This is a genomic window from Pseudomonas sp. R32 (assembly GCF_009866705.1).
In the GTDB taxonomy this organism is placed as follows: domain Bacteria; phylum Pseudomonadota; class Gammaproteobacteria; order Pseudomonadales; family Pseudomonadaceae; genus Aquipseudomonas; species Aquipseudomonas donghuensis.
This window is the reverse complement of record NZ_CP019396.1, coordinates 3,902,718-3,928,973: the sequence shown is the minus strand read 5'-3', so window position 1 is coordinate 3,928,973 and position 26,256 is coordinate 3,902,718. Positions and strand designations below refer to the sequence as shown.

Genomic DNA, 26,256 nt, shown 5'->3' with positions numbered 1-26,256 from the left:
CCTCACAACCGTTATGCTGGCGCCTTCAGTCTTCCACTGAGGTTCAGGATGAACAATCTTCAAGACTCGATCGCGGTGATCACCGGCGCCGGACGCGGCCTGGGTGCCGCCCTGGCCATCTCGCTGGCCGACGCCGGTTGCAAGGTGGTGCTGTGCGGGCGCAATGAAGCGGCGCTGGCACACGTCGCCGCCACTATCGAAACCCGCACAGGCCAGCTGCCGACCACGGTCCAGGTCGACCTGGCCGACAGCGCCAGCGTTACCCGCGCCACGCAAACCATCAGTCAGCGCTTTCCCACCCTCGACGTGCTGATCAACAACGGCGCCATGTGGCTGGAAGCGAACGAGCAGGGCTACTCGCCCGAAGACGTGCAGGGCGTGATCAACGCCGCGGTCACCGGCACCTTCCTCTTCACCCAGGGCCTGCTGGCGTCGCTACGCCGCTCCCGGCGCCCGGACATCGTCACCATAGGTTCGATCAGCGCATTGCCCAATGCCGCCTTGCACAGCGTCTCAGTGCCGTTCTACGCCGCCAAGCACGCCCAGCGGGCGCTGGCCGAAGGGTTGCGTCAACAGCTGGCGGGTACGCCGATCCGTTCGTTGTGCGTGCACCCGCCGTACCTGGACGATATCTCCCCGACCGAACCTGCCTGGGAGGCCGTCAGCGAGCGCCAGAAGGGTGAGCGCGGCACCAATCGGGATGTGGTCGAGGCGGTGCTGTTTGCCGTGACCCGGCCGCGGCATGTGAGCCTGTCGTCGATCGTCATCGACAGCGACGACGGCGGCCTGTTCGGCTGAGTCAACGGCTAAACCCTGAAGCGCGCCACCAGCTGTTGCAGTTCGCAGCCCAAGCGCGCCAGTTCCACTGACGAGGCCGCAGTCTGCTGTGAAGCGGTGGACGACTGTTCGGCGACATCACGAACGCTGAGCACGCTGCGGTTGATCGATTCGGCCACGGCGCTCTGCTGTTCGGCGGCGGTGGCGATCTGCAGGTTCATGGTCTGGATGCTGGTCACGGTCTGGGTGATGGCCTGCAGTTCGATACCGGCCTGATTGGCCATCTCTACCGTGCCGCCGACCTGCTGCTGGTTGGCGTGCATCATTTCGGCGGCCTTCTGTGCGCCCTGTTGCAAGGAGACGATCAGCGCTTCGATCTGTGCTGTCGACTGCTGGGTGCGCAGTGCCAGCCCGCGAACCTCGTCGGCCACCACGGCAAAACCGCGGCCGGCCTCGCCAGCGCGCGCCGCTTCGATGGCGGCATTGAGCGCCAGCAGGTTGGTCTGCTCGGCGATGGCGTTGATCACCGTCATCACCGTACCGATGCGTTCGCTTTCTTCCGACAGCTGGCTGATCGCGCTGGCCGAACTGCCGATATCGTCCGCCAGCTGGCCGATCTGGTTCAGGGCCTGCTGTACCACGCGGTTGCCCTGTTTGGCCTGGCTGTCGGCCTGGCGCGTGGCTTCGCTGGCTTCTTCGGCATTGCGCGCGACTTCCTGGACGGTGGCGACCATTTCGCTCATCGCCGTGGCCACCTGGTCAGTCTCGACCTTCTGGCTGGTGATGCCGGCGCTGGTCTGCTCGGTGATGGTCGACAGCGCTTCGGCGGCGCTCGACAGCTGGCGGGTGACATGCCCGGCCTGGCCGAGCATCTCCCGCAGGTTATCGCCGCTTTGCGCCAGCGCCTGCAACAGCTGGCCGAATTCGTCGCGGCGCGGTTCGCTGGCGGTGTTGGTCAGGTCGCCTTCGCCAATGCGCCGGGCAATCTCCAGCGCCTGGCGCAGTGGCTGGGTGACCTGGCGGATGATCAGCGCACTGATCAGCACACCCAGCACCAGGGCGGCGAACAGCAAGGCGAGCATCAGGCTGCGGCTGTTGCTGGATTCTTCGGTGCTCTTCTGGTTTTGCAGGGTGATCAACTGGTTGATCGCCTCCAGGCCCTGGTGGACGTTTTCCAGCAGTTGTTCGTGAAGCTTGGTCTGCAGCAGGGTGCCGCCGGTCGCCGCCTTGAGTTGCTCGAATTGTTCCAGGTACAGCTTGAGATCGTCCCCAGTGCCCTTGAGCAGGCGCTGCGAGTCGGCATCGGGCAGGGCGGCGAGGTTTTCCTCCACCAACGCTGTGGCCCGCTGATGGGCCTTGGTTAGCTGGCTGGTGAAGGTGCCTTCGCGGCGTTGCTCGAAGCTCAGCTGGGCGGCACGCATTTCATTGAGGTTGTCGAGGATGTAATTGACCGACACCAGGCGGTCGGCCCGTTGGGTCAGGGTATTCAGGCTACTGATGGCGGTAATGGCCAGCAGCGCCATCAATACCAGGATGGGCGTAAAGCCGAGCAGCAGCTTGATTTTCACGGATAGGTTTTTCACCGAGGTAACTCCTGTCGACCGGTATGGCGTCAATAATGGCTAGTTGCCAGCGTAGTCGCAGAATGTGCAGGGCAAAAGTCAGATGGATCCGATCAGACAGTAGGGTTTGAGTGAAGTAATTGTGGGCTTATCGACCAATGGTCAACCCTAGGCACCGGGGGTGATCGCTGGCGCTTTGGATGAATTTTCTGCGGTGATTGGCAGCCTACGGTTTCAGCATGCCGCCGATGTGATGCACAATAGGCACCGACCGTTTTCCTCAGGATTTGCAATGTCAAAGTCAACCGTCTGCGGTGCGCTCGGGCTGGCCCTTGTGCTGGCGGGTGTTTCCGGCTGTTCTTCGAAGAAAGCTGCCATTTACGAACACGAGAATTTCGACGACTCGGGTACCTTTTCGCGCAGCTTTCCGGTCAGTGAGGCCGGTACCTGCGAGGCTGCCCGCCGTGCCTTGCTCAGCCAGGGCTACATCATCACCAGCAGCGATGCAGGCCAGGTCAATGGCAACAAGAGTTTCCAGCAGACCGGCGATTCGCACCTGCAGATCAGCTTCAACGTGGTCTGCGCCCGTGACAGCGGCGACGAGCAGCGCTCGACCATGTTCGCCAACGCCCTGCAGGACCGCTATGCGCTGAAAAAATCCAACACGTCGGCCAGCCTTGGCGTGGGTGTGCTGGGGTCGGTGTCGATGCCGATCGGCTCCAGTGACGACTCGATGGTCAAGGTCGCCAGCGAAACCGTGACTTCGGCCAAGTTCTACGAGCGTTACTTCGCCCTGGTCGAAAGCTTCCTGCCCAAGGAAAACAAGAAAAAGGCCGGCCCCAAGCCTGCGGATAAGCCGGCAGTGGAACTGGGCGTGCCCGAGCCTGCGCCGCTAGCGCCAGCGGCCGCCCTGGCCCCGACGCCTGCGCCAGCACCTGCGACGCCAGCGCCGGCTGCAGCAGTACCGGTCACCGAGCCGGCTGCGGCGCCAGCTGCCGAGGTGCCTGCCGCACCCGTGGTCGATGACAGCAATGGCTCGCAGCCGGTACCGCCGCCGGCAGAAGCTGCGCCGATCAGTGTCCAGGACAGCAGCACGCCGGCTGCCGAACCGGCCCCGACCGTCGCCCCGGCAGCGCCGGCCAGCAGCGCCGAGCAGGCGCCGCTGTAACTTCGCCAGTGTCTGCTACGTTGTTTTGACAAGCGTCATTGTCATTTTTCTTTCATCACGGCACTTTAGGCTCGTTGACGAATCAATGACGTGAATGAGAAACGACGGAGCAGATGATGGACGACTATCAAGAAGAACTACTCGAATACCGCGCCATTGAGCTCGACCCGGTCGAGCCCGCTGAAGACGCCACCGAGCTGTAATCAGCCGGTACGCCGCTGGCTGCGGCGAAACTCGCCCGGGGTGATGCCGTTCCAGCGCTTGAACGCGCGTTGAAAGGCCTCTGCCGAGGCAAACCCGAGTAGATAGGCAATCTCGCCGAAGGCCAGCTCCGTGTCGCGAATGTAGGTCATGGCCAGGTCGCGCCGGGTATCGTTGAGGATCGCGCGAAACTGCGTGCCTTCCTCGGCCAGCTTGCGCCGCAGGGTCCAGGTCGGCAGTTGCAGGTGCCTGGCCACTTCCTCCAGATCCGGTTCTCGTCCACCGTTCAGCAACGGCCCCAGCAGATGGGCGATGCGCTCGCCCAGGCTGCGTATCCGCGTGCGCTGTTCAAGCTCGGCCTCACACAGTTGCAGCAGGTGCTGCCAGGTGCTCGGGCAGTGCGCGGGGTTGCGCAGGGCCAGGTTGGCGCGGCTCAGGCGCAGCTGATTGGTGCCTGCGCCGAACTGCACCGGGTTGCTGCTCAAGGCCTGGTAGTGGGCGGCGTAGGCAGGCGCGTCGAATTCGATCTCGACCCGTTCTGCCAGCAGGGTCACCCCCGCCAGGCTCGACAACTGCGCCAGCCAGCCGGCCAGCAGTGAGTCCACCACGAAGCGGTTGTAGGCGTTGTACGGGCTGATCGAGTAGAAACGCAGCCAGGCGCCGCCACTGTCTTCATGAAAGCTTGAATGCCCGCGGTAATTGGCCGCATACAGTGGTTCGAAGCGCAGCAAGGTGCGCGCGGCTTCGCCCACGGTCGGCGCTTGTGCCGCCGTGACGCCGGCCAGGCCTGCCTGGCCGAGGCGGCTGATATGGCCCATGTGCAGGCCCAGGGCCGGATCGCCGGTCAGCTCGATGGCGGCATGGCCCAGGTGCATGTAGCGCGGGATCGACAGGCGCGCCCCCGGTTCGGCCAGGCGCGCCGGGTCCAGGCCGTAGCGGGCGAGCAGGGGAGAGGGATCGATCCCGCGTTGCTGCAGGGTTTCACTCAGCGGCTGAATGAAACCGACCGACAGGTCGCCCAAGCGCACACGTGGGCGATTCATGCGTTTACAACCAGACGTTCAGCAGGCGCGCACCGGGGCTGGCAGTGCCGCCCAGGTTCACCCCGTTGAGCTGGGCAAAGCCCTGGCCATCGGCGGCCTGGTCCCAGAAGCGCCCGCGCAGGAACACACTCATGCTGCTGACCTTGGCGGTGTTGGCCTCCAGGGTCAGGCGCTGCCAGGCGTCGCGTTCGCTCACTTCGCCCGGCTTGAGCGTCAGCGACGAGGCCAGGGGTTGGTGGCGGTTGCCGCGCCATGGCGCGCTCCAGCTGTTGTGGCCGCTGAGGAACACCGGGTTGGCGACGATCTGGGCAAACTGGTTGACCAGTTGCTGCTGGTTGCTCGGGTACCAGCTGTCGCTGCCGATCAGCACGCCAAGGCGCCCGGCAGGGGTTTGCAGTACCTGTGGCGGTTGATCGGTGCCGCTGCTGATAAAGCGCCGCACTTCGCTGTCGGGGTACTGTTGGCGCTGCGGCTGGCCAAGCACCGAGCCGTCGCTGGCGAAGACCAGGCTGGCGTTGTACAGGGCACCGGAGCCGATCCGCAGGGTGCCGCGCTCGACATAGGGTTCAGGCAAGACGATAGAGCCCGCCACCAGGGTCACGCCGAACTCCTTGGCCAGGCCCCCAAACAACTGCTGGTAATCCTCGGCCATCTGCCCGGCTTTCATTCGCAGGTGCGCATCGGCACGGCGGTCGTCGCCTTCGGCGCCGAGCATGGCCAGGCCGTAGCGCAGCGGGTTGCTCAGCTCCAGCCACTGCAGGGCTTCGCGGCGCTCAGTGACCTGGTACAGCTCGTTTTTCTCGCCACGGGCCCACAGCCAGGTGCCGATGTGCTCGGGCAGGATGACGATGGTCTTGGCATTGACCAGGCCTTGGGCGCGGGCGTGTTCAAGGTAGGCGGCCAGCTTGCGGTGCAGGCGTTGCAAGCTTTGGTAGTCGCCAGGGAACAGTTGCGGCTCGACCCCCAGCAAATTGCCGTGATCGGCCGGCACGCCTTCGCTCAGGGCCAGCTCGATGCGCAGGTCCGACAGGTAGTGCCCGGCCGGGCGCTGCTCGGTCCAGAACCCGTAGCCACTCAGGGCGGCTATGACAACCAGCGCCAGGGCGCTCAACAGAAGTTTTCGCATGGCTCGGAATTTTACTGAGATTTGCCATAGCAATACAGCAAATCAACGGTTTAGTGCAGCTTTTCTCCCTTGTCGTTGGCTCGCCGCCCTTGGGTTTATGGAAAGGGGCTTAATAGCGATTCAGTCGCAAACAGCGGTTTTTACTACCGTCTGGAGAGGCTGAATGCCTCGAATTCTTGTCTGAACAGATGGGTGATGTTAATTTGCCACTAATTTTTCGATGGATCGAACATGTACCCCGTATTTCCAGGGACGCGGTTTTTGCCTGGCCTATTGGTTTTCAGCGCACTTCTTACGAGCACCGTCCACGCCGCTACATTGACTTCCCCGGGTGACCAGGACCTGATCCGTGACCGTCAGGACCGCCTGCTCGAAGAGCAGCGCCGACGCCTTGAGGAACTCAAGGATCTACCCGGCAAGCCTGCCACCCCTGCAGCGCCCGCGGCCCCTGCCGACAGCCGTTGTTTTCTCATCAAGCAGATCGAACTCAAGGGCGCCGATTCCCTTTCGGCCGTCGCGCGTGAGCGCCTCCTGCAGCCGTACATCGGCCAGTGCCTGGGCGTGGCCCAGCTCAACGAACTGCTCAAGGTCATCACCGATCACTACATCGAAAAAGGCCTGGTCACCAGTCGCGCCTATCTGCCGCAACAGGACCTTTCCAGCGGGCATCTGCAAGTGCTGGTGGTTGAAGGTCGCCTTGAGGGCTTGAAAGGAGCCGAGGGCAGCGAACTGTCCAGCCGTGAGTTGGCCATGGCCTTTCCGGGTAAGACAGGCGAGCTGCTCAATCTGCGCGAGATCGAGCAACTGGTGGATCAACTCAACCGCTTGCCATCGAACCAGGCGCAGATGGAGTTGGCGCCTGGCAAGGCCGTGGGCGGCAGCGAAGTACTGGTCAAGAACAACCCGAAAAAGCCTTGGCGTGCTGGCCTGTGGCGCAGCAACGAGGGTCAGAAAAGCACCGGTGAGCAGCAATGGGGCAGCAGCTTTGAATGGGACAGCCCCCTGGGGCTGGCGGACCAGTTGATGCTGCGCGGCGGGCGTGACGCGGTCAGTGATCACCAGCGCATCTCCCACAACGAAACGCTCAATTACAACCTGCCAATGGGCTGGTGGAACTTCAACTACAACTTCAATCAGAGTCGCTATCGCTCCCAGGGCGAGGTCAACGGCTTTGGGTTCAAGCAGAGCGGTGATAGCGAGAGCCATCAACTGCGCGCTGAGCGGGTGGTTCACCGAGACGCCCTGAGCAAGACGTCGCTCAACGCCGGTCTGTCGCACCTGCGCACCAACAACTACATCGAGAAGAGCCGCCTGGGGGTCAGCAGCAACCGGCTGACCGAGGCCCAGTTCGGCATCAACCACGGGCGCCGGGTCGGTAATGCGTTCGTCAACCTCGACCTGGGGCTGCAGCAGGGCATCAGTGCCCTGGGCGCTCAGGATCAGGCAGAACGCGGTGAGCTCGGTAGCCGGCAGGCAAACGCCAGGTACCGAAAGTACACCGCCACGATCAGCTACTTGCAGCCCTTCAAGTTGTGGGGTGAGTCGCTGGTGTTCAGCAGCTTGATGACCGGTCAACGCAGCGAAGACATCCTCTTCAGCCCCCAGCGTATGAGCGTGGGCGGGTTGTCGTCGGTGCGTGGCTACAAGGACCAGACTTTGTCCGGCGACAGCGGCGGTTACTGGCGCAACGACGTGCGCTGGAGCCGGGCGGTGACCTGGGACTGGTTACACCCGCTGCTGAGCGAGTATGGCGCTGGCCTTGGCTACGACCAGGGTGTGATCCGTAATGATCGTTACAACGGTGAGGTCCACGGAAGGGCTTCCAGCAATTCCCTGGAGTTGTTCACCCGTGGCCAGCACATGGCCGCCAGCGTGACCTTCGCCCACTCCCTGGAACGCCCGGCCGCCTTGAGTGAGCACGAAGCGCCGATCTACTTCCGCCTGGATTTCTACCTTTAATTTTCGCTTTTCCGAGACAGCCGACATGGACGTTAGCCAATTTGCCTTCCTGGCCCGCCAACCCTCCGCCAGGTTGAAAGCCCGCGATCATTTCTGGGGCATGCCCCGGCGTGGTCTGGCGTTCTTGCTGGCCAACGTCATGTTCTGGCAACCGCTGTGGGCCCAGGCTGAGGGTATTGTGGTCAGTGCCCCTGGCACCACCCTGGGCCAGGCGGGCAATGGTGTGCCGATCGTCAACATTGCCGCGCCCAACGGCAATGGCCTGTCCCATAACCAGTTCCAGGACTACAACGTCGGCCAGCAGGGGGTCATCCTCAACAATGCCACCAACCGCACCCAGGACACTCAACTGGGCGGCATCATTGTCGGTAACCCCAACCTGGATGGCCGTGCGGCCAACATAATTCTCAACGAGGTCAACGGTGGCAGCCCCAGCCAGCTCAAGGGCTACACCGAAGTGGCCGGGCAATCAGCCCATGTCATCGTAGCCAACCCTTACGGCATCAGCTGTGATGGTTGCGGCTTTATCAATACCCCACGGGCGACGCTCAGCACCGGCAAGGCGGTGATCGAGAACGGCCAGATCAAGCACTACCAGGTGGATCAGGGCAGTGTTGCCATCGAAGGCACGGGCCTCAATGCGGGCAATATCGACCGCTTCGAAATCATCACCCGCAGTGCCCGGATCAATGCCCGGATCAACGCCAACAAACTGGAGGTGATCGCCGGCGCCAATGATGTCGACGCCAGCACCCTCAAAGCTACCGCCCGCGCTGCCAACCCGGCGGACGCGCCACAATTGGCCATCGACTCCAGCGCCCTGGGCGGCATGTACGCAGGGGCGATCAAGTTGGTCGGCACCGAGGCCGGGGTCGGCGTGAAGCTCGACGGTACCCTGGCTGCCAGCGCAGGAGACATTCAGCTGGATGCCAACGGCCACCTGAGCCTGGCTCAGACGGTGGCCTCCGGCGCAATCGAGATCAAGGCCGCAAGTGCGCAACTGCAAGGGCCGGTATACGCTGCCTCGACCCTGGACGTTGAAACCCGGGGCGACCTCGAAAACCGAAAGTCGATGGCAGCCGGTGATCGTATCAGGCTCTCCAGTGGGGGGCAGGTACGCAACCAGGATGTGATCGAAGCCGGGGTAAATGCCGATAACAGTCGCAATACCCAGGGCGATCTCAGTGTTTCCGCCCAGGATCTCGACAATCGGGGTGCCAGCCTTATTGCCAGTCGCAACCTGGCTGTCAATACCACCCAGGCTACGAATAACCAGGGCGGCACATTAAGCGCCAGGCAAGCGCTGACCCTCAGCGCAGGCAGCCTGGACAACCAGAATCGAGGCCGAGTGCTGAGCACCGGCAGCCTGCAGCTCAATGCCGAGCAATTGCTCAATGCTCAAGGCGGCCTGGTAACGAGCAGCGGCCCGTTTACCGCGAGCCTTGGCCAGCTGAACAACCGTTCTGGCGAATTATCCAGCCTTGATGCCATGGCCTTGAACGTCACCCGCCTGGATAACCTGGCAGGCTTGGTGTCGGCGGGCACGGGGCTGAGTATCAACGCCCGAGAGGCGATCAATAATCAGGCAGGGCGTACTGCGGCCGGCCAGGACCTGAAGATTGTTGCGGGTTCACTGGACAACAGCCAGAAAGGGCTGCTGAGCAGTCAGGGAACGCTGGGGCTGGAGGTGGCGGGTGCTTTGACCAACCACCACCAGGGACGCATCGAGTCCACCGCTGCACTGGCTGTGAAGGTAGGCGAGCTGGATAACCAGCAGGGCGGTTCGCTCGCCAGCGAGCAAGCACTTGATCTGACGGCCCGGACGGTTAAAAACAGTCAGGGCGGCTCGATTGCCAGTGCTCAAGCGCTGAACGCATCGATCGGCAGCCTGGACCAGCAAGGCAAGGGGCACCTTTACAGCAACACCAGCCTGAGTCTGGACCTCAACCAGGGGCACCTGAATAACCAGGACGGACTGATCAACTCGGCCGGTCAGCTGACGCTGAAGAACCTCGGCAGTGTGGATAACCGCAGTGGCGAGATATCCAGCCCCGAGTCTTTCGCTGTGGTCGCCAGCACGATCAACAACGATGCGGGAAAATTGCTCAGTGATCGGGCCTTGACCCTGCAAGTGGCCCAGCAGTTGAGCAACGGGGCTGGCCTGATTACTGCCAACGGCCTGCACCTGGATGTTGCCAGCCTGATCAATGGCCAGCAGGGCAAAATCCACAGCCGCAGCACCCTGAATGCAAAGGTGACGCGAGAGCTGGACAACCGGGGCGGCAGCATCACGGCGGATGGCGCTGCCCAGCTCAATGCCGGCAACCTGATCAACAGCGCCGGCAAGCTCGCCAGTCAGGGCGCGCTGCAGATTCAGGCAGGCCAACTGAACAATCAGCGCAACGGGCAGGTCAGTAGCGAAGACACCCTGCAGTTGACTTCAGGGATGCTGGACAACAGCAGCGGTGGACGCATTTTCAGTCGTAAAGACCTGACGGCGAATGTCACCGGCCTTGACCAGCAAGGCGATGGTCATCTGTACAGCGCAGCGAATCTGAGCCTGGATCTCAATCGTGGCCACCTGAACAACCAAAGCGGTCTGATCAATGCGCCGGGCACGCTGCTGCTGAAAAACCTCAACAGCGTCGAAAACCAGGGCGGTGAAATCTCCAGCGTCCAGGCGTTCGACTTCAGTGCCGATACCCTGGGCAATCGCGATGGCAAGGTGTTGAGTGACCAGGCTCTGAACCTGACCATCCTCCGTGCGCTGGACAATACCAAGGGGTTGATCAAAGCATCGTCACTCCAGATGCACGCTGGCCGTGTCGATAATGGCGGCGGCGAACTGCAGGCCCGGGAAGGTCTGAAGCTTTCTGCCGACGGTGTGCTGGACAACCGCAGTGGCAAAATCCTTGGGCGGGATTTGCTGCTCAACGTGGCATCGCTGGATAACGCCCAAGGCCTGATCCAAAGTGACAACGGTCTCAAGCTCAACAGCAGCGGCGCGGTCAACAATCGCAACGGCACTGTGCACAGTGGCCAAGCGCTGGAGCTTACTGGCGCCAGCCTGGATAACACCCTGGGCAAGTTGACCAGCGGCGGCGTACTGACTGCCACTATCGCCGGCAACCTGCTCAATCAGACAGGTCTGTTCGCTGCAGGGCAAGGCCTGCAGCTCAGCAGCGCCGACCTTAACAATCAGGCCGGTCAACTGAGCGCTGGCGGCACGTTGCAACTGCGTGCCGGTTTGCTGGACAACCGCAACAGCGGGCGCGTCGACGGCACGGGCCTGACGGTCAGTATCAACGGGCTCGATCAGCGTAATGATGGTCATCTGAGCAGTCAGGCCGACCTGAACTTGGACCTCAATCACGGCTACCTGAACAACCAGGGCGGCCTGATCAATGCGCCTGGGCAATTGCTGTTGAGCAACCTCGTCACGGTTGACAATCAGGGCGGGGAAATCTCCAGCGTGCGCGGGTTTGGACTGACCGCGCAGCAGCTGGACAACCGCAGCGGCAAGGTACTGAGTGAACAGACGCTGACCCTGCGCATTGCCAGGGCACTGGAAAACGCCAAAGGGCTGGTATCGGCCAGGGGACTGGATCTCGAACTCGGCAGCCTGGCCAACAACGAAGGCAGCCTGAACGCTGGGCAGAGCTTGACCCTCAAGGTGGCAAGGGGGCTGGATAACCGCGAAGGCGAGATTCTGGCCAATGACACCTCGCTGGTTGTCGGTTCACTGGACAACAGCCAAGGTGTAGTTCAGGGGGATCATGGGCTGACGCTCAGCGCCGACGGCGCCATCAGCAACGCTGGCGGTACACTTTCGGCTGGCAACACGCTCACGCTCAGCGCGGCCAGCGTCAATAACACCGACGGCAAACTCACCAGCGATGGCGCGCTGACGGCCCGCATTGCCGGGCATCTGCTCAATCAGGCCGGCCTGATCGCCGCAGCCGACGACCTGCAACTGGGCACCGGCAGCCTCGATAACCTGTCCCAGGGTCGGCTTACCAGCAAGGCGAACCTGGTGCTCGACGGCACCCGCATTGATAACCGCACAGGCCGCATCGCTGCGGTCGGCGTGCTGAAGATCAACGCTGATGCCCTGGATAACAGGCAGGGCGGCCTGCTCAATTCGGGCAAGGCCATGCACCTTGCCGTCGATACCCTGGACAACCGTGCCGGGGAAATCTCCAGTGTTACGCAACTGGACCTCACGGGCCGTCAACTCGACAACAGTGGCGGCCGCCTGCTGGCCAACGCCGACCTGCAGCTGACCCTCGATCGGCTGAACAACCAGATCAAAGGCATCATCAGTGGCCAGCAGTCGGTCACGTTGAATGCCGCGCACCTGGACAACAGTGATCAGGGCAGCGTGTTCGCCAAGCGAAACCTGAACATGACCCTGCGCGAGGCAACCGCGCGCGACGCCACGCTTGATGGGCAGTTGAACAATCAACAGGGGTCACTTCGCAGTGATGGCGCGCTGACCCTGCACACCGTCAGCCTGAACAACAACCAGGGCCGGGCGTCCAGCGCTCAGGCGCTGGTGTTGACGGCACAAGGTCTAGTCACTAACCAGGGCGGCGAGTTGCTCAGCGCCGATACCCTGAACCTCACCAGCGCCAGCCTTGATAACCGTCAGGGGCACATTGTCGCCGACGGCGCGGTGCGCGTGGCTACAGGCGCCTTGAACAATCAGCAGAGTGGACGCCTGACCAGTGCCGACGACCTGACTCTGATGGCGGGTGAAGTGGATAACCGCGAACACGGTCGTATTGCCAGCGGCAAAACACTCGATGCCAGCATTGCCGGCCTGGATCAACGGGGCGGTGGCGAGTTCTACAGCAACAATGCCCTGACCCTGAATTTGAATCACGGGTACCTGAACAACACCACTGGCTTGATCAACGCGCCGGGCCCACTGGTATTGCAGAACCTGGCCGGGGTGGTCAACCAGGGGGGCGAAATTTCCAGTAAACAGGCTTTTGCTGTCGCCGCGCAGAGCTTCGATAACAGCACGGGCAAGCTGCTCAGTGACCAGGCTCTGACGCTGAAGGTCGACCAAGCCTTGAAAAACGTCAAAGGACGGATCGCGGCGGCCGGGCTTCAGGCGCAAGGCGGGAGCCTGGATAACAACACGGGCGTCTTCACCAGTTCGACCGACCTGGCGCTGAGCCTGAGCGGTGATCTGCTCAACCAGCAAGGCGAGGTTTCCGCAGCCGGCGTCAGTGTGGTCAACGCTGCGACCCTGAACAACCATCAGGGCCAGGTCACGAGTGACGGTAGCCTCGAACTGAGGATCAAGGGCGCACTGACAAACCATGACGGGAAGCTTGGGGCCGGTCAGCAACTGCGGGTTATGGCGTTGAGCCTGGACAACAGCCTGGGCGGAAGCCTGGCCACCGACGGCAGTTTGACGGTGAAGGTCGATGGTTTGCTGGATAACCAGGCCAAGGGCAGTCTGTTGGCCAAGGGGGTCATGGACGTGCAAGCGGGGAGCCTGGACAACCGCGGTGGCAGCTTTGTCGGGCAAAACCTGTTGACCGTGCGCAGCAATGCACTGGATAACCGTGGCGGCAAAGTACGCGCCAGTCGCGATCTGCTGTTGCAGGTTGGCCAGTTGGATAACCGCCACGGCGAGCTGAAAAGCAAGCAGGCGCTGACCTTCAGCGGGCAGCAACTGAATAACCAGGACGGTTTGCTCCGCGCAGCCGGGCCGCTGCGTCTGAACGCTGAAACCGTGGCCAACAGACACGGCCGTATTGCCAGCCAAGCCGATCTTCAGGCGACCGTTGGCGTGCTGAATCAGCAGGGCGGCGAACTCGTGGCTGAAGGCGACCTGACGCTGGTTGCGACCACGCTCGACAACCGCGATGGCGGCTTGGTGGCTGCTACAAAAGCGCTGAAACTCAAAGCCGGCACTGTCGACAACCGCGCCGGTGAAATCTCCAGCCAGGGCGACACCGATTTCAGCGGCCAGCGCCTGGACAACAGCGCAGGCAAGCTCATGGTCGCAAGCGCGCTGGAGCTTGCCGTGGCTCAGGTTATCAACAACGCCAAGGGCCTGGTGTTTGCCCAGAACGCACGGGTTACCGGTGCACGTCTGGATAACAACCAGGGTACTTTTGCCGGCAAGCACTCGCTGATGATTCAGCTGTCGGCATCCCCAGAGCTCGACGGTCGTCTGACCAACTCCGGCGGCAAGATCAACAGCGAAGGCCGGTTGCAGTTGCAGGGGCAGGTTATCGACAACAGCAATGGCAACCTGTCCAGTGCAGGAACACTGGACATCGCCAGTGTTGCCGATCTGCTTAACCGGAGTGGCACTGTCGAGACAGCGGGTAGTCTCATTCTGACCAGCGCAATGCTCGACAACAGTCAGCAAGGGCTGATCAAGAGTGATGGTGCGGCGAAGCTGACCACAGGTCTGCTCAGCAACACCCCTGGCGGACGCCTGATCAGTGCCGATAGCCTCGAATTGACTGCCGCGCAGGTCAACAATGGCGGGCGTATTGCCAGTGCCGGCGCCTTGCGCGCCAATGTAAAAGGGTTGACTCAACAGGGCGGTGAGCTGATTAGCAAAACTGCCCTGGCCCTGGACCTGAATAATGGCCAACTGAACAACCAAGGCGTGATCAACGCGCCATCGTTGCTGTTGAAGAACCTCAATGGCGTCAATAACCAGAACGGCGAGATATCCAGTACTCAAGCGTTCACCCTGACCGCCAGCAACCTGGATAACAGCAACGGCAAACTCATCAGCAACCAGGCGCTGACCCTGCGCGTCAATCACGCCTTGGCCAACGTCAAAGGATTGATTTCTGCGGCATCGCTGCAGGTGCATAGCGCCAGTCTGGACAACCAGGGCGGCCTGCTCAGCAGTCGCGGTGACCTGGGCCTGGCCATTGACGGTACGTTGAAGAACCAGGCCGGCACGGTGATTGCCGATGGCAGTAGCCGATTCAGCGCGGCCAGTCTGGAAAACAGCGACGGGCAGATTTCCAGCAAAGGTGACCTCACGGCGAGCGTGACAACGGTCAGCAACCAGAACGGTCTGTTGATTGCCGAGGGTGCGCTGGTGCTTGACGGTACGACGCTGGACAACCGCAACAACGGTCTGGTCGGTGCGATCGGAGACGTGCAACTCAAGGTCGTAGATGTCGACAACCGTGGCGGTGAGATATTCAGCACGAGCGGTGTCAGTCTCCAGGGGCTGCAACTGAACAACAGTGACGGTGGTCGGGTTGTTGGCGTAAAAGCGTTGAGCCTTACTGTCGACAAGCTCCTCAATCACAGCAACGGGTTGCTCAGTACATTGGCTGGCATGAGCCTTACAGGTGTCAGCCTGGATAACAGTGGCGGTCGCCTGCTCAGCCAGCAGGGGCTTGACCTCGTACTCAGTGGCGAGGCGCTGAACCGCCAGGGCCTGATCAGCAGCGAAGGCCAGTTGCGCCTGCAAGCGGCCAACCTCGATAACCGCCAGGGCAGTCTGTCCAGCGCGGGTGCCTTGAGTGTGACTACGCTGCAGGCCGTGGATAACCAGGGCGGTGAACTGGTCACCGACAGCACTCTGGATGTTCACAGCGCCAGCCTCGACAACAGCCAAAAGGGCACTCTGAGCAGCAAGGCAGCCCTGAACATCACTACAGGGGCCATGGATAACAGCCACGGCGGCGTGGTCAGCAGCACCGAGACCCTCGATATCACCGCTGGGCCATTGACCAACCAGGATGGCGGTCAGCTCGCCAGCAGCAAGGCACTGACCGCCAGGGTCAGCAGCCTGGATCAACAAGGTGGCAAGCTTTTCAGCAGCACTTCGGTGTCCCTGGACCTCAGCCAGGGTCAGCTGAACAACCAGGGCGGTTTGATCAATGGTCCGTTGCTGGTACTGAAAAACCTCAAGGGGGTGAACAACCAGGGCGGCGAAATCTCCAGTGCCCAAGCCTTCACCCTGGCCGCCGACAACCTGCAAAACAATGACGGCAAACTGCTGAGCAACCAGGCCCTGACCTTGCGCGTCAACCAGGCCCTGAACAACGTCAAGGGCCTGATTGCCGCGCAATCCATCGATGGCCAGGCTGCGACGCTGGATAACAGCGGCGGCATGCTGACCAGCCGCAGCGACCTGCTGCTGAACATCAATGGCCTGTTGCGCAACCAGAATGACGGCCTGATCAACGCCACTGATACGCTGACGCTCAACAGCACCGCGATGGACAACCGCAAAGGTGCGTTGCTGGGCAAAGCCGTTGCCATCGACTTCGGGGTGGCCACCGGCGACCTGGATAACCGTGGCGGCCTGATCACCACCGCTGGCCCCCTGACCCTCCAGCACTTGCGCGACCTGAACAACCAGGGTGGCGAAATATCCAGCGCCCAGCGTCTGGAGCTGAGCGGGCGGACGCTGGACAACAGCAACGGCAAGCTGATCAGCAACAACTTGCTGAGCCTCAAGGGTGTGGATTTGCTCAATCAGGGCGGCCTGATGTCCGGTTGGCAAGGCCTGAACATCTCGGCTGGCAGCCTGGACAACCGCAATGGCGGCACTGTCTCCAGCCGTTTCGGCAACCTTGACGCCCATCTCACCAACAGCCTGCTCAACAGTGGTGGCGGTGCGCTGGTAAGTCAGAAGGCCTTGAGCGTCAATGCTGCCAGCCTCGACAACAGCGCCAAAGGCATCCTCTCCAGTGGTACCAGCCAACGTTTGATCGTTTCCGGCCAGCTGGATAATGGCCAAGGCGGTTTGATCGACAGTGGCACAACGCTTGAGATTCAAGGGCAGGCCCTTGTCAATGCCGTTGGTTCGATCCAGGCCCAACAGGCTATCGATATCAATGGCACTGACCTGGATAACAGTTCCGGTACCTTGGCCAGTAATGGCACCGTGACCCTCGACCTGCTCGGCAAACTGATCAATACCAACGGCAAGCTGGCCAGTGGTAGTGCGCTGATGATCAAGCGTTCCGCCCAGATCGATAACCAGGGCGGCCAACTGGCCAGCCAGGGTCTGCTGAGTCTGTTCACGGGCAACCTCGACAACCGCAATCGCGGTACTGTCGCTGCCAGCGGCCAACTGTCCCTCAATGCCAGCAGCGCTGTGCTCAACAGCGGTGATGGCTTGATCTACAGCCAGAATGCCGGCGTGTCGCTCAAGGCCGGGCGCCTCGGCAACGCCGCAGGTATCGTGCAGAGCCAGGCAGACCTGGACATCGAGGTCGCGGCAGATCTAGACAACCAAGGTGGCAAAATCCTTGCCCAGACCGGTGATGCCACGCTCAAGGCCGGCAGCATCGACAACCGTGCTGGCACCCTGGCCAGCCTCAATGGCGCCCTGCAGGCGCGTACCCTGGGCGTATTGCGCAACGGCTTCGACCTGGACAACCGTCAAGGCGGCATTCTCCAGGCCCAGCGCTTGCAGTTGATCAGTACCAGCGTCGGCAACAATGGCGGGCGAATCGCTGCACAAACCGGCGATGTGAACGTTACTGCCGCTACCTTCGACAACCGCAATGGCGGCCTTTACAGCCAGGGTGCAGTGAAGGTGAGTGGTCATGACTTCATCAACGGCGGCGACGCTCGTGGTCAGATCGCCGGCAACCTGGTCGAGTTCAACCTCAGCGGTGCGCTGAACAACCAGCAAGGCATTATCGAAAGCGACAGCACCTTGAGCGTGCGCGCGGCCAGCCTGGCCAACCAACAGGGGCAACTGCGCGCTCTGGGGCGCAGCGGCAAGACCGAATTCGAGATTGGCGGCTTGCTGGATAACCGTGGCGGTGTGCTTGAAACAGCCAACAGCGACCTGACCCTCAACGCCAGCGACTTCCAGAACAGCGGCGGCAGTGTGTTGCATGCTGGCCGCGGCACCTTCGATATCAGTACCGCCAACCTGACCCGAGCCGGCGGTAACCTGGTCACCCGTGGCGGGCTTACCCTGAGCGCGGACCACTGGACCAACAGCAGCGTGATCCAGGCCGGACGGCTGACGGTCAACGTCAACACCCTCAACCAGGTCGCAGGTGGTCAATTGTTGGCCTCCGACAGCCTGGAGGGCAACGGCGGCAATTGGAACAACGACGGCCTGATCGCCAGTGATGGCAGCCTCAAGCTGAACCTGGGTGGCAGCTATAGCGGTAGCGGTCGTGCCAGCAGTGTCGGCAGCTTCGAGCTGAGCGCGGCGCAGCTGAATCTGGCAGCCGCCGGTAGCCTGGCCGGGGGCGGCGATACGTCGATCGATGTCGCCGGGCTGCTTGCTAACCAGGGCCGTCTGACCTCCGCCGCTGATCTGCGCATTGCCGCCGGTAGCGTGCAGAACACCGGCACGTTAGGCGCCGCGCAGAATGTTGACCTGACCACACAAAGCCTGTTCAACGGCCGCGATGCGGCGGACTCGAACATCCGCGGCTTCATGTTCAGTGGTGAGGACTCGACCTTCAATCTGAACAACCTCACCAACGACTACGGTGAGGTCTACAGCCTCGGCAATCTGACGGTGGCAGGTTTTACCAAGGCAACCTTCGCGCAGAGCGTCAGAAACGTTTCCGGCAGTATGCAGAGCAGGGGCGATCTCAGGCTTTCGGCAAATGAGGTGGTCAACGAGCGGGAGAAATTCAAGCTCAACCAGAGGTTGACGTCCGTGGCGGTCGATCTCAGTTGCTCGCAGCACTGCGGCGGCGGTTGGAGTGACAAAAGACCGGTCATCACCATGAGTCGCACCGTCGAGAGTGTGATCGAGGCGAACTCGCCATCTGCCACGCTCGGGGCTGGCGGCAACCTGGAGATTGCCAGCCAGAACTTCACCAACCGCTATAGCGTGGTGTCCGCTGCCAATGACCTGACGATTCGTGGCGAGAACATCGTGAACCTGGGCGCCACTGGCGGCTCCGGCACCGAGAGTCGGCGCTACGATGGCACCAGTAAAATTTACCGCAATCAATACAACCAACTGTCCCAGGCCGTACAGGACTTCAACCGGTCGAGCCCCGCGGGGGCGCCGGTGGATGAGGCGGCTTTTGCGACATTGATGAGCAAGCTGAGCCCGTCGCTGTTCCCCGGTATCAACCAGCCGTTGGTGGTCCAGGGCAATGGCGAGTCAATGGCGCCGGCCGTTATCCAGGCGGGTGGCAACGCGCAACTCACGGCCAGTAACGACATCAGCAACATCAGCGTGCTCAAGACCGCATTGGCGGTGAATGATCGCTCACTGGATACCCAGGTTGGCGCCAACAAGGCGCCGGTTATCCTGCTCAATGCACAGCTGCCACCCAATCTGGCCCAGCAGCAGATCAACCCGCTGAGCCTGCCGGGTTTCAGCCTGCCCGTGGGCCAGAACGGCCTGTTCCGTCTGAGCGGTGAAACCAGTAGCACCAGCGCCAGCTCTGCACCGCAGAGTTGGACCATGGGCGCTGCTGCCATCAGCAGTACCCAGCGGCAACAAACCCTTCCTGAAACCCACAGCCGCGCTATCGAAACGGCGAACGCTGCGCAGGTGTCCGCCAGCACCCATCAGGTCTCAGTGGCAGCCCGGGAGGCCAGCGGCATCGACGCCAGTAGCCGAGTAATCAATACCGCTGATGTGGCTGAAGCCGACACGGGCGTTTGGCAATCCGGTCGTACCGTCACTGGCGAAATCACTCAAGGCAACAAGGTCAATGGTCTGGATCTGAGCAACGGCTCGTCGCAGTCGGCGGACAAGGCTGTCCAGCTTGATCTTGACTTGCCTGGTTTGGCGCCCGCCGAACGTGATGCCCTTGTGTCGGTGAATGCGCCACAGCCCTCGGTGGTTTCTCCGTTCGCCCCCGTGCCGCGTGATGGACAAACGTCAATCAATCTTCCTGGAGCGATTCCAGTCGAGGTTGATGTACCGAACATGGGTGAGCGGCTTGGGCCTGTCGTCGCTAATCCGCTGGCTGTCGCTAAGCAGATAACCTCAGCGGCCGATCAGGTGGTCAACCGCGTGCAAGGTCTGCCGGACAACACTGCCCGGTCTCAGCCGCACAAGTACCTGATCGAAACCAATCCGGCCCTCACCGACCTCAAGCAGTTCATGAGCTCGGACTACCTGCTGGCCAACCTCGGTTACAACCCCGACGACAGTTGGAAGCGCCTGGGCGATGGCTACTACGAGCAGCGGCTGATCCAGCAAGCGGTAGTAGCGCGTACCGGTGAGCGCCTGCTGGCAGGACAAACCAGTGACGAGCAGCTGTTCAAGTACCTGATGGACAACGCCATCCAGAGCAAGCAAAAGCTTGATCTGGCCATTGGCGTCAGTCTGACCGCAGAACAGGTCGCGGCCTTGACCCACGACATCGTCTGGATGGAACGCGCCGAGGTCAAGGGCGAACAGGTGTTGGTGCCAGTGCTGTACCTGGCCCACTCGAACAATCGGCTGGCGCCCAACGGTGCCTTGATCGCCGGTAACAATCTCAACCTGATCGCCGGGCACAACCTGGACAACGTCGGCACGTTGCGCGCCAGCAATAACCTGTCGGCCCAGGCCGGCAACAACCTGGTCAACAGCGGGCTGGTGGAAGCCGGCAACCGTCTCGATCTGTTGGCGGGCAATAACCTGGTGAACAAGGCCGGTGGCATTATCGCCGGTCGCGACGTCAGCCTCAGAGCCATCGATGGGGATGTCATCAACGAGCGCAGCGTCAGTAGTTTCCAGACTGCCAGTGGTGGCTATAGCGAGCGCCGCGACTTCCTCGACAGCGCCGCCCGCATCGAGGCCGCCAATAACCTGAGCCTGCAGAGTGGGCGCGATGTCAGCAACCTCGGAGGGGTCATCAAGAGCGGCGCCGACACCAGTATCAAGGCCGGGCGCGACATCAATCTGGCCTCGGTGGAGCAGGTGTCGGGCACCAGCCGTGGCACACACTTCAAGGACCAGCGCATCACTCAACATGGCTCAAGCCTTGAAGCCGGCCGCGACCTGAGCCTCAGTGGCGGCCGCGATATCAGCGCCATTGCCAGCCAGATCGACGCCAAGCGCGATATCGCCATAGCCGCCACCGGTGACCTGAGCCTGAGCTCGGCAGCGAATGAGCAGCACTTCTACAGCAAAAGCAAAAAAGTCACCGCGCAAGAGGACCGCATCAACCAGGTTTCGACCACGCTCAATGCCGGAGGCAATATTGCCCTGAGTGCCGGCAACGATATGGATATCATCGCCAGCCGGGTCAAGGGCGGGGCTGATGTCGATCTGGATGCCGGGCGTGATCTGAACATCGCGTCGGCCAAGGATGAGAGCGCTTCTTTCTACTTGAAAAAGAGCAAAGGCTCCTTCGGTCGCAGCAGTAGCAAGCAGCAGGAAAGCTACCACAGCACCAACGTCGCCTCGGTGATCGAAGCGGGGCATGACCTGACCGTCAATGCCAGCAAGACTGCGAGCGGAGGCATCGCTCTGGACGGTGGTCGGGACGTCAGCGTCGTCGGTAGCCAGCTCAAGGCTGGCAACGACCTGCTGGTCGGTGCCACGGGTGACATCGCGGTGCTTTCGGGGATCGAAGAACACGGCGAGTACAGCAAGAAAACCAAGTCAGGCTTCCTCGGCCTGTCCAAGAGCGGCAAGAGCCAGCTGCAAACCAGTGCCACCCAGGTCGCCAGCGTGCTTGAAGCCAGCCACGACGTGGTCGTTGCCGCTGGCAGCGATGTGCGCGTACGCGCCAGTGAAACCAAGGCCGGCAACGATGTCGAGCTGCGTGCCGGGCTGATCGATGCCGGCGGCGACATCAACCTGGTCTCGGCCAACGATACGGCCTACAGCCGGAGCGAGGAGTACCGGAAGAAAACTGGCCTGTCGACCTCCGGCGGCTTTGTCTCGGTGGCTTCGGCCAAGGAATCGGGGCGTCAGGCGCAAAGCAGCACCAGCGTCGGCAGCCAGGTGACGGCCGAGCGTGATGCGATGCTGCAGGCCGAGCGTGACATCAACGTGGAAGGTAGCGGCATCAGTGCCGGGCGCAATGTCAGTTTGAATGCCGGGCGTGACGTCAACGTGGTTGCGGCGCAGAGCGAGCAGAGCGAAACCAACTGGTCCAAGGAAAAGCGCGCTGGCTTCGGGGTTTCCAGTGACGACAACGGCGTGAGCATGTTCGTCGGCGCCGAGCGGCTCAAGACCAAGGATCGCCTTGAGCAGCAGCTCGCTTCCGCCAGCCAGATCAAGGCTGGCAACGACCTGGACATCAACGCCAAGCGCGATATCAACCAGAGCGGCTCCGACCTGCTGGCTGACAACGACATCAACTTCAATGCCGGGCGCGATATCAACGTCGATGCAGCCCGCGAAACCCGCACCCTCGAGCAGATGCGCGAGCACTCCACCCATGGCGCCACCGCCACTCTCAACCACAACTTCGGCAAAACCAAGGACGCCATAAATGGCGCGGGTAAGGGTGAGAACGGCGTCAGCAAAGGGTCAAGCACCTTGCGCGCGGTCGATTCGATCGGAGAGTTTCTGTCCGGACCGACGGGCGACGGCAAGATGGGCGACAGCATCCAGCGCAGCCACCAGGAGCAGGTCGAAGAGTCGAATCGCGCTTCGACGCTCAATGCCGGCAATGACCTCAACTTCAAGGCTGGCAATGATGTCACGGTCAAAGGTGGGCAACTGCAGGCCGGTCGCGACATTGTCGTCCAGGGCCGCGATATCAACCTGGATGTGGCCAAGGGCAGCGTCAGCCAGGAAAGCAGCCAGCGCGTGATCTGGGCGGGGCTGCACGGCGGTACCAGCGGCGGCTTCAAGGCCGGCGTCGGTGGCAGCTATGGTGAAGCCCTCGAGGATGGCACCCAGGGCACGTCGACGCCGACCCAACTGCAGGCAGGGCGCGACGTCAAGCTCGATGCCGGTAATGACCTGAGCATGACCGCGACCCAGGTCCAGGCCGGTCGCGACATCGACCTTGCTGCCGCCAACGACCTGAACATTCGTTCGGCGCAGAACGACAGCAGCAGCGATAGCAATCGCCATAACGGTGGAGGCGAAGTCGGTCTCACCGTCGGTTCTGAAGGCGTGGGCATCTACGTCAGCGTCAGCATGGGTAAGGGCAGTCTGGACCGTGACGCCCAGCGTCAGCAGGACGCCTACCTGTATGCCGGCGACCGTCTGAACTTCACCAGCGGTAAAGACACCACTATCGCCGGTGCCAACTTGCGTGGCGATGAGGTGACCGGCCGAGTCGGCGGCGACCTGAACGTGTCGTCGGTGGCCAATAGCGGTGAGGTCAAGGGCAAGGAGTTCGACATCAGCGTCACCGCAACCTTCGGCCCGGGGGCCGGTGTCAGTGGTTCGGTCGGTTATGGCCAGACCACCGGCAAGACCGACTGGGTCGAGGATCAGACGCGCATCACCGGCAAGAACAAGGTCGATATCCGTACCGAGAATCACACCCAGCTTGATGGAGCCTTGATCGCCGCTGACAACGGCAACCTCAAGCTCGATACCGACACCCTGGGTTTCAGCGATATCGCTGGCAAGGACAAGGAGCACGGCTACTACCTGAACGTTGGCGGCAGCTACAGCGCCGGCAAGGGCAACACCACCCAGGACAGCACGCAGGTGGGCAAGGGCGGCAGGGGTGAAGACGCCAAGACCAGTTGGAGCGTCAACGGCTGGGAGTACGACAAGGACCGCGAGCAGATCGTCCGCGCCACCGTCGGTGATGGCCAGATCGTGGTGCGCAAGGATGCCGAGTCCGGTGACGACTCCACTGCGGGGCTGAACCGCGATGTCGACAGGGCCTACGAGATCACCCGCGATGAAGAGTCGCGTACGGATCTGTATGTCACTGGGTCGTCTGTCGACGCGGTACTCAAGACCGATGAGACCCTCAAGCAATGGTCCAACTCGCTGCTCGACTACGACGAGACCGCCCTGGCCAACTATGAGGAGGCAAGCAAAGGGGTCAACGCGGTTATCAATCGCATGGAACGTGTGCTGGGCCGGGAGATGGCGGCTGGCGCGGCGCAAATCGGCGGCAGGGATTTGGCTGAGAATACCCTGGAGGCTCTGGTTCTTTCGGGTATGAGTCGTCGTGCGGCCATGGCGCAGATGGGGGACGAAAGTTTCCAGAGGGACGTCCTGGCCCAGTTGGCTAGCCTCGAACGCATCCCTCAAGAGGATGTGAAGAGGGTAAAAAACGAGCTGCTGACAAAACTGGGAATTAACAGTGACACGGGCGCCAGACCGCTTGAGATTGACCCAACAGCGGTAAGCCCCACCACCTCGCAGGACGTGCTGGATTACTTTTCGAACATCAACGCCTATATCATCGCCAACCCCGAGAAAGAACAAGCAGTTAAGCTCGTTCTGGCACTTGCTCAGGGACCCAAAGGCGTTGCTCAGTTGGCGGTGGCGAATGCGGTTGGGTCAACACCATTGGGGAAGAAGCTGGAGCAGGCACAAGGTGAACTGTTAACAGCGTTGGGCAAGCCGCTCGCGGAGAAAATGGAGGATCAGGAGCTTGATTCCAACCGCGACAGTCACCTAATTGGTGGCGGAGTGTTGATAGCAAGTATATTGTTTGGCGGCATCCCTGGACGCAAAGGGCATGGCGTTGTTGAAGGTGGCAAGAAGCCGGCGGTCAGCAAGGTTGAATCTGGTCCGGGGCAAGGTGCAAAAGCAACATCGATTGAGTTTTTGCCGAAAGCTACGCGGAATAGTGCAGGACAGATAGAGGCGAACATTACTCGGAGCAGCGCCATAAAGACCCTTGAGTCTAATGGTTATAAAAAGACAATTTCTCAGGATGGCTCAGTTACTGTGTTAACTAATGGAGAGAAGACCTATCGATTTTATCCATCTTCAACGTCCACAGGGCAACCTTCCGCGTCGTTGACTATAGAAGGGGTGAAAAAACCAACTGCGAAAATCAGGTTTTCAGGAGAGTAGTCATGGCTGTTTTGAAAGTTGAAGGTAAAGATTTGAATTCTTTTCTTGACAGGCTGTCAGGTGTCATAAATTTTAATAAAAACTTGCCGATGAATGTTTTTGTTGGTGGTGGATTTCTGTTTTGGTTTTTTGAGAGACCATTGCTCTGCTTTTTTGAAATTTTCTCGGGATTGGTATCGAATAGCGTTTCCAGCTTTAAGTCAGATGTATTTATAAAGTTTTCAGGAAGTGAGCGATTAGGTAACTCTTGTTTTTCCTTCGATGGAAGCGATTTAGAGAAAGATGTTCGTTGGTTGAGTAAAAAGTTTGAAAGTTTTTTTGATGGAGCGGTTGGTTATCCAATAGTTCTATGCGATAGCGCGTGCAAATGGGTTGCCTTTGAAAGCGCATATGAGGAATTTGGCGTTGTTGCTGTGAAAAAATCAGAGCTTCAAGAGGGTTTTTACGAGTATTTAAACTCAAATTTGATCTCGATGGATGAGTTGGCTGAGCTGGCATCCGGTTGCACCGCGGAAGGTATAATCGCAAAGGCTCTGATTTCTTCCTATTCTAGCTAGTCGGTGCAAAAGGCTCAACTAGCATCAATTCTGTTCCTCGTAACGCAAATGATCTTGTTGGAGGTCCGCTTGAAAACGCTACTCAGGTTAGCGGCCGCTTTAAGCATGATGGTGGACCAGCGAATGGAACTGTGTATCGGGCCGATAATCAAGGAAATATCACCAGCTATGCCGTCTATGATTCAGCCGGGATGATTGTTAAGCGAGTTGACGTTACCGGCAAAGCTCATGCTAATGTGTCGACACCACATGTAATAGAATATGGTCGAAATACGTTGCCGGACGGGACGGTCAGGGTTCAGTCGCCGTCTACGAAACTGGCTCCGCGGCCTACCACCCCGGATGAGATTCCATAATGAAGATTAATACAATTAGACCATTTAGTGGTTTGAGCAGATACGAGTTGTGGGCATCAAGCTGGGCTGAAAAAGATAACATTGATATATTTTCTTATGTCAGCGCCGTGTGCAGTCCTGAAGATTGTCTGCTGTTTTGCAGGCTGTTGTTTCCTGATTTTTTTGTTAGTCAGGGCGCTGTTATTTTAAATGCTAAATACGATCATGATGTTTTTTTTGTATGGCTAAAAAAATTTGATGGCGATGTTCGTGCAGTTGAAGAAATAATGAACCATACTCACTTGTACGATGTTTTTTCAGGCTGCAATGATGAGGTCGATGACGTTGTTTTTGAACAGCTAGCTGAAATTGTTTCTTTGTCATGGCGGTTGGTCTTGAAAGACAAATTTCCAGAGAGGAAATTTTCTGTTGAAGTTTCGAATTCGGATCAGGATTACGGGCCTACTGTTACTTTTTATCAAATAACTGAATAGGTGCAAAAGGCGCAGGTTCTGCTGGAAAGGTCGACGAGTTTATCCCGCCAGGAATGGATCGTCCATTCCGCCCTGTCAGCCCGGAGTTTTCGCCAAGCAAGTCTGTTGATGATGTGATGCGGAGCTCGCAAATTAAAAATATG

General features: G+C 60.5%; 10 protein-coding genes. 7 read left to right on the top strand and 3 right to left on the bottom strand.

What is annotated here, in order from left to right; all coding sequences use genetic code 11:
- The first annotated feature begins 48 nt into the window (after positions 1-48).
- Positions 49-798: an SDR family oxidoreductase gene (locus tag PspR32_RS18090; protein WP_010223270.1), complete on the top strand. Its 750-nt coding sequence runs from the start codon at positions 49-51 to the stop codon at positions 796-798.
- A gap of 8 nt (positions 799-806) precedes the next feature.
- On the opposite strand, the gene PspR32_RS18085 is transcribed toward PspR32_RS18090, so the two are convergent.
- Positions 807-2,360: a methyl-accepting chemotaxis protein gene (locus PspR32_RS18085; RefSeq protein WP_335927175.1), complete on the bottom strand. Its 1,554-nt coding sequence runs from the start codon at positions 2,358-2,360 to the stop codon at positions 807-809.
- Positions 2,361-2,631: 271 nt separating this feature from the next.
- Between PspR32_RS18085 and PspR32_RS18080 the strand changes: the two genes are divergently transcribed.
- Complete coding sequence (locus tag PspR32_RS18080; RefSeq protein WP_036996460.1) at positions 2,632-3,507, top strand: DUF2242 domain-containing protein; 876 nt, start codon at positions 2,632-2,634, stop codon at positions 3,505-3,507.
- A gap of 203 nt (positions 3,508-3,710) precedes the next feature.
- Here PspR32_RS18080 and PspR32_RS18075 read toward each other — a convergent pair whose 3' ends face one another.
- Positions 3,711-4,751, bottom strand: a complete 1,041-nt coding sequence (locus tag PspR32_RS18075; protein WP_036996459.1) for an AraC family transcriptional regulator — start codon at positions 4,749-4,751, stop codon at positions 3,711-3,713.
- A gap of 4 nt (positions 4,752-4,755) precedes the next feature.
- Positions 4,756-5,877 carry a nitrilase-related carbon-nitrogen hydrolase gene (locus tag PspR32_RS18070; RefSeq protein ID WP_159388986.1) on the bottom strand — a complete coding sequence of 374 codons (1,122 nt, stop codon included), beginning with the start codon at positions 5,875-5,877 and terminating at the stop codon, positions 4,756-4,758.
- A 231-nt stretch (positions 5,878-6,108) separates the two neighbouring features.
- Here PspR32_RS18070 and PspR32_RS18065 point away from each other — a divergent pair, with 231 nt between their 5' ends.
- From PspR32_RS18065 to PspR32_RS18040, 5 genes are read left to right on the top strand one after another with little or no spacing between them, the layout of a single operon-like run.
- Positions 6,109-7,836, top strand: coding sequence for a ShlB/FhaC/HecB family hemolysin secretion/activation protein (locus PspR32_RS18065; RefSeq protein WP_159388985.1), 1,728 nt, complete (start codon positions 6,109-6,111; stop codon positions 7,834-7,836).
- A 25-nt stretch (positions 7,837-7,861) separates the two neighbouring features.
- A complete protein-coding gene (locus PspR32_RS26415; RefSeq protein ID WP_232531757.1) occupies positions 7,862-24,727 on the top strand; it encodes a hemagglutinin repeat-containing protein in 16,866 nt (5,621 codons plus the stop codon).
- Positions 24,728-24,729: 2 nt separating this feature from the next.
- Positions 24,730-25,284 (top strand): hypothetical protein, encoded by a 555-nt coding sequence (locus tag PspR32_RS18050; RefSeq protein ID WP_159388984.1) that lies wholly within the window; start codon positions 24,730-24,732, stop codon positions 25,282-25,284.
- Positions 25,285-25,307: 23 nt separating this feature from the next.
- The gene (locus PspR32_RS26740) at positions 25,308-25,640 is read left to right on the top strand and encodes a polymorphic toxin type 24 domain-containing protein (RefSeq protein WP_080764697.1); all 333 of its coding nucleotides are present in this window, start codon (positions 25,308-25,310) and stop codon (positions 25,638-25,640) included.
- Complete coding sequence (locus PspR32_RS18040; protein WP_224793722.1) at positions 25,640-26,113, top strand: hypothetical protein; 474 nt, start codon at positions 25,640-25,642, stop codon at positions 26,111-26,113. Before PspR32_RS26740 ends, PspR32_RS18040 begins: the two co-directional genes overlap by 1 nt.
- The last annotated feature ends 143 nt before the right edge of the window (positions 26,114-26,256 follow it).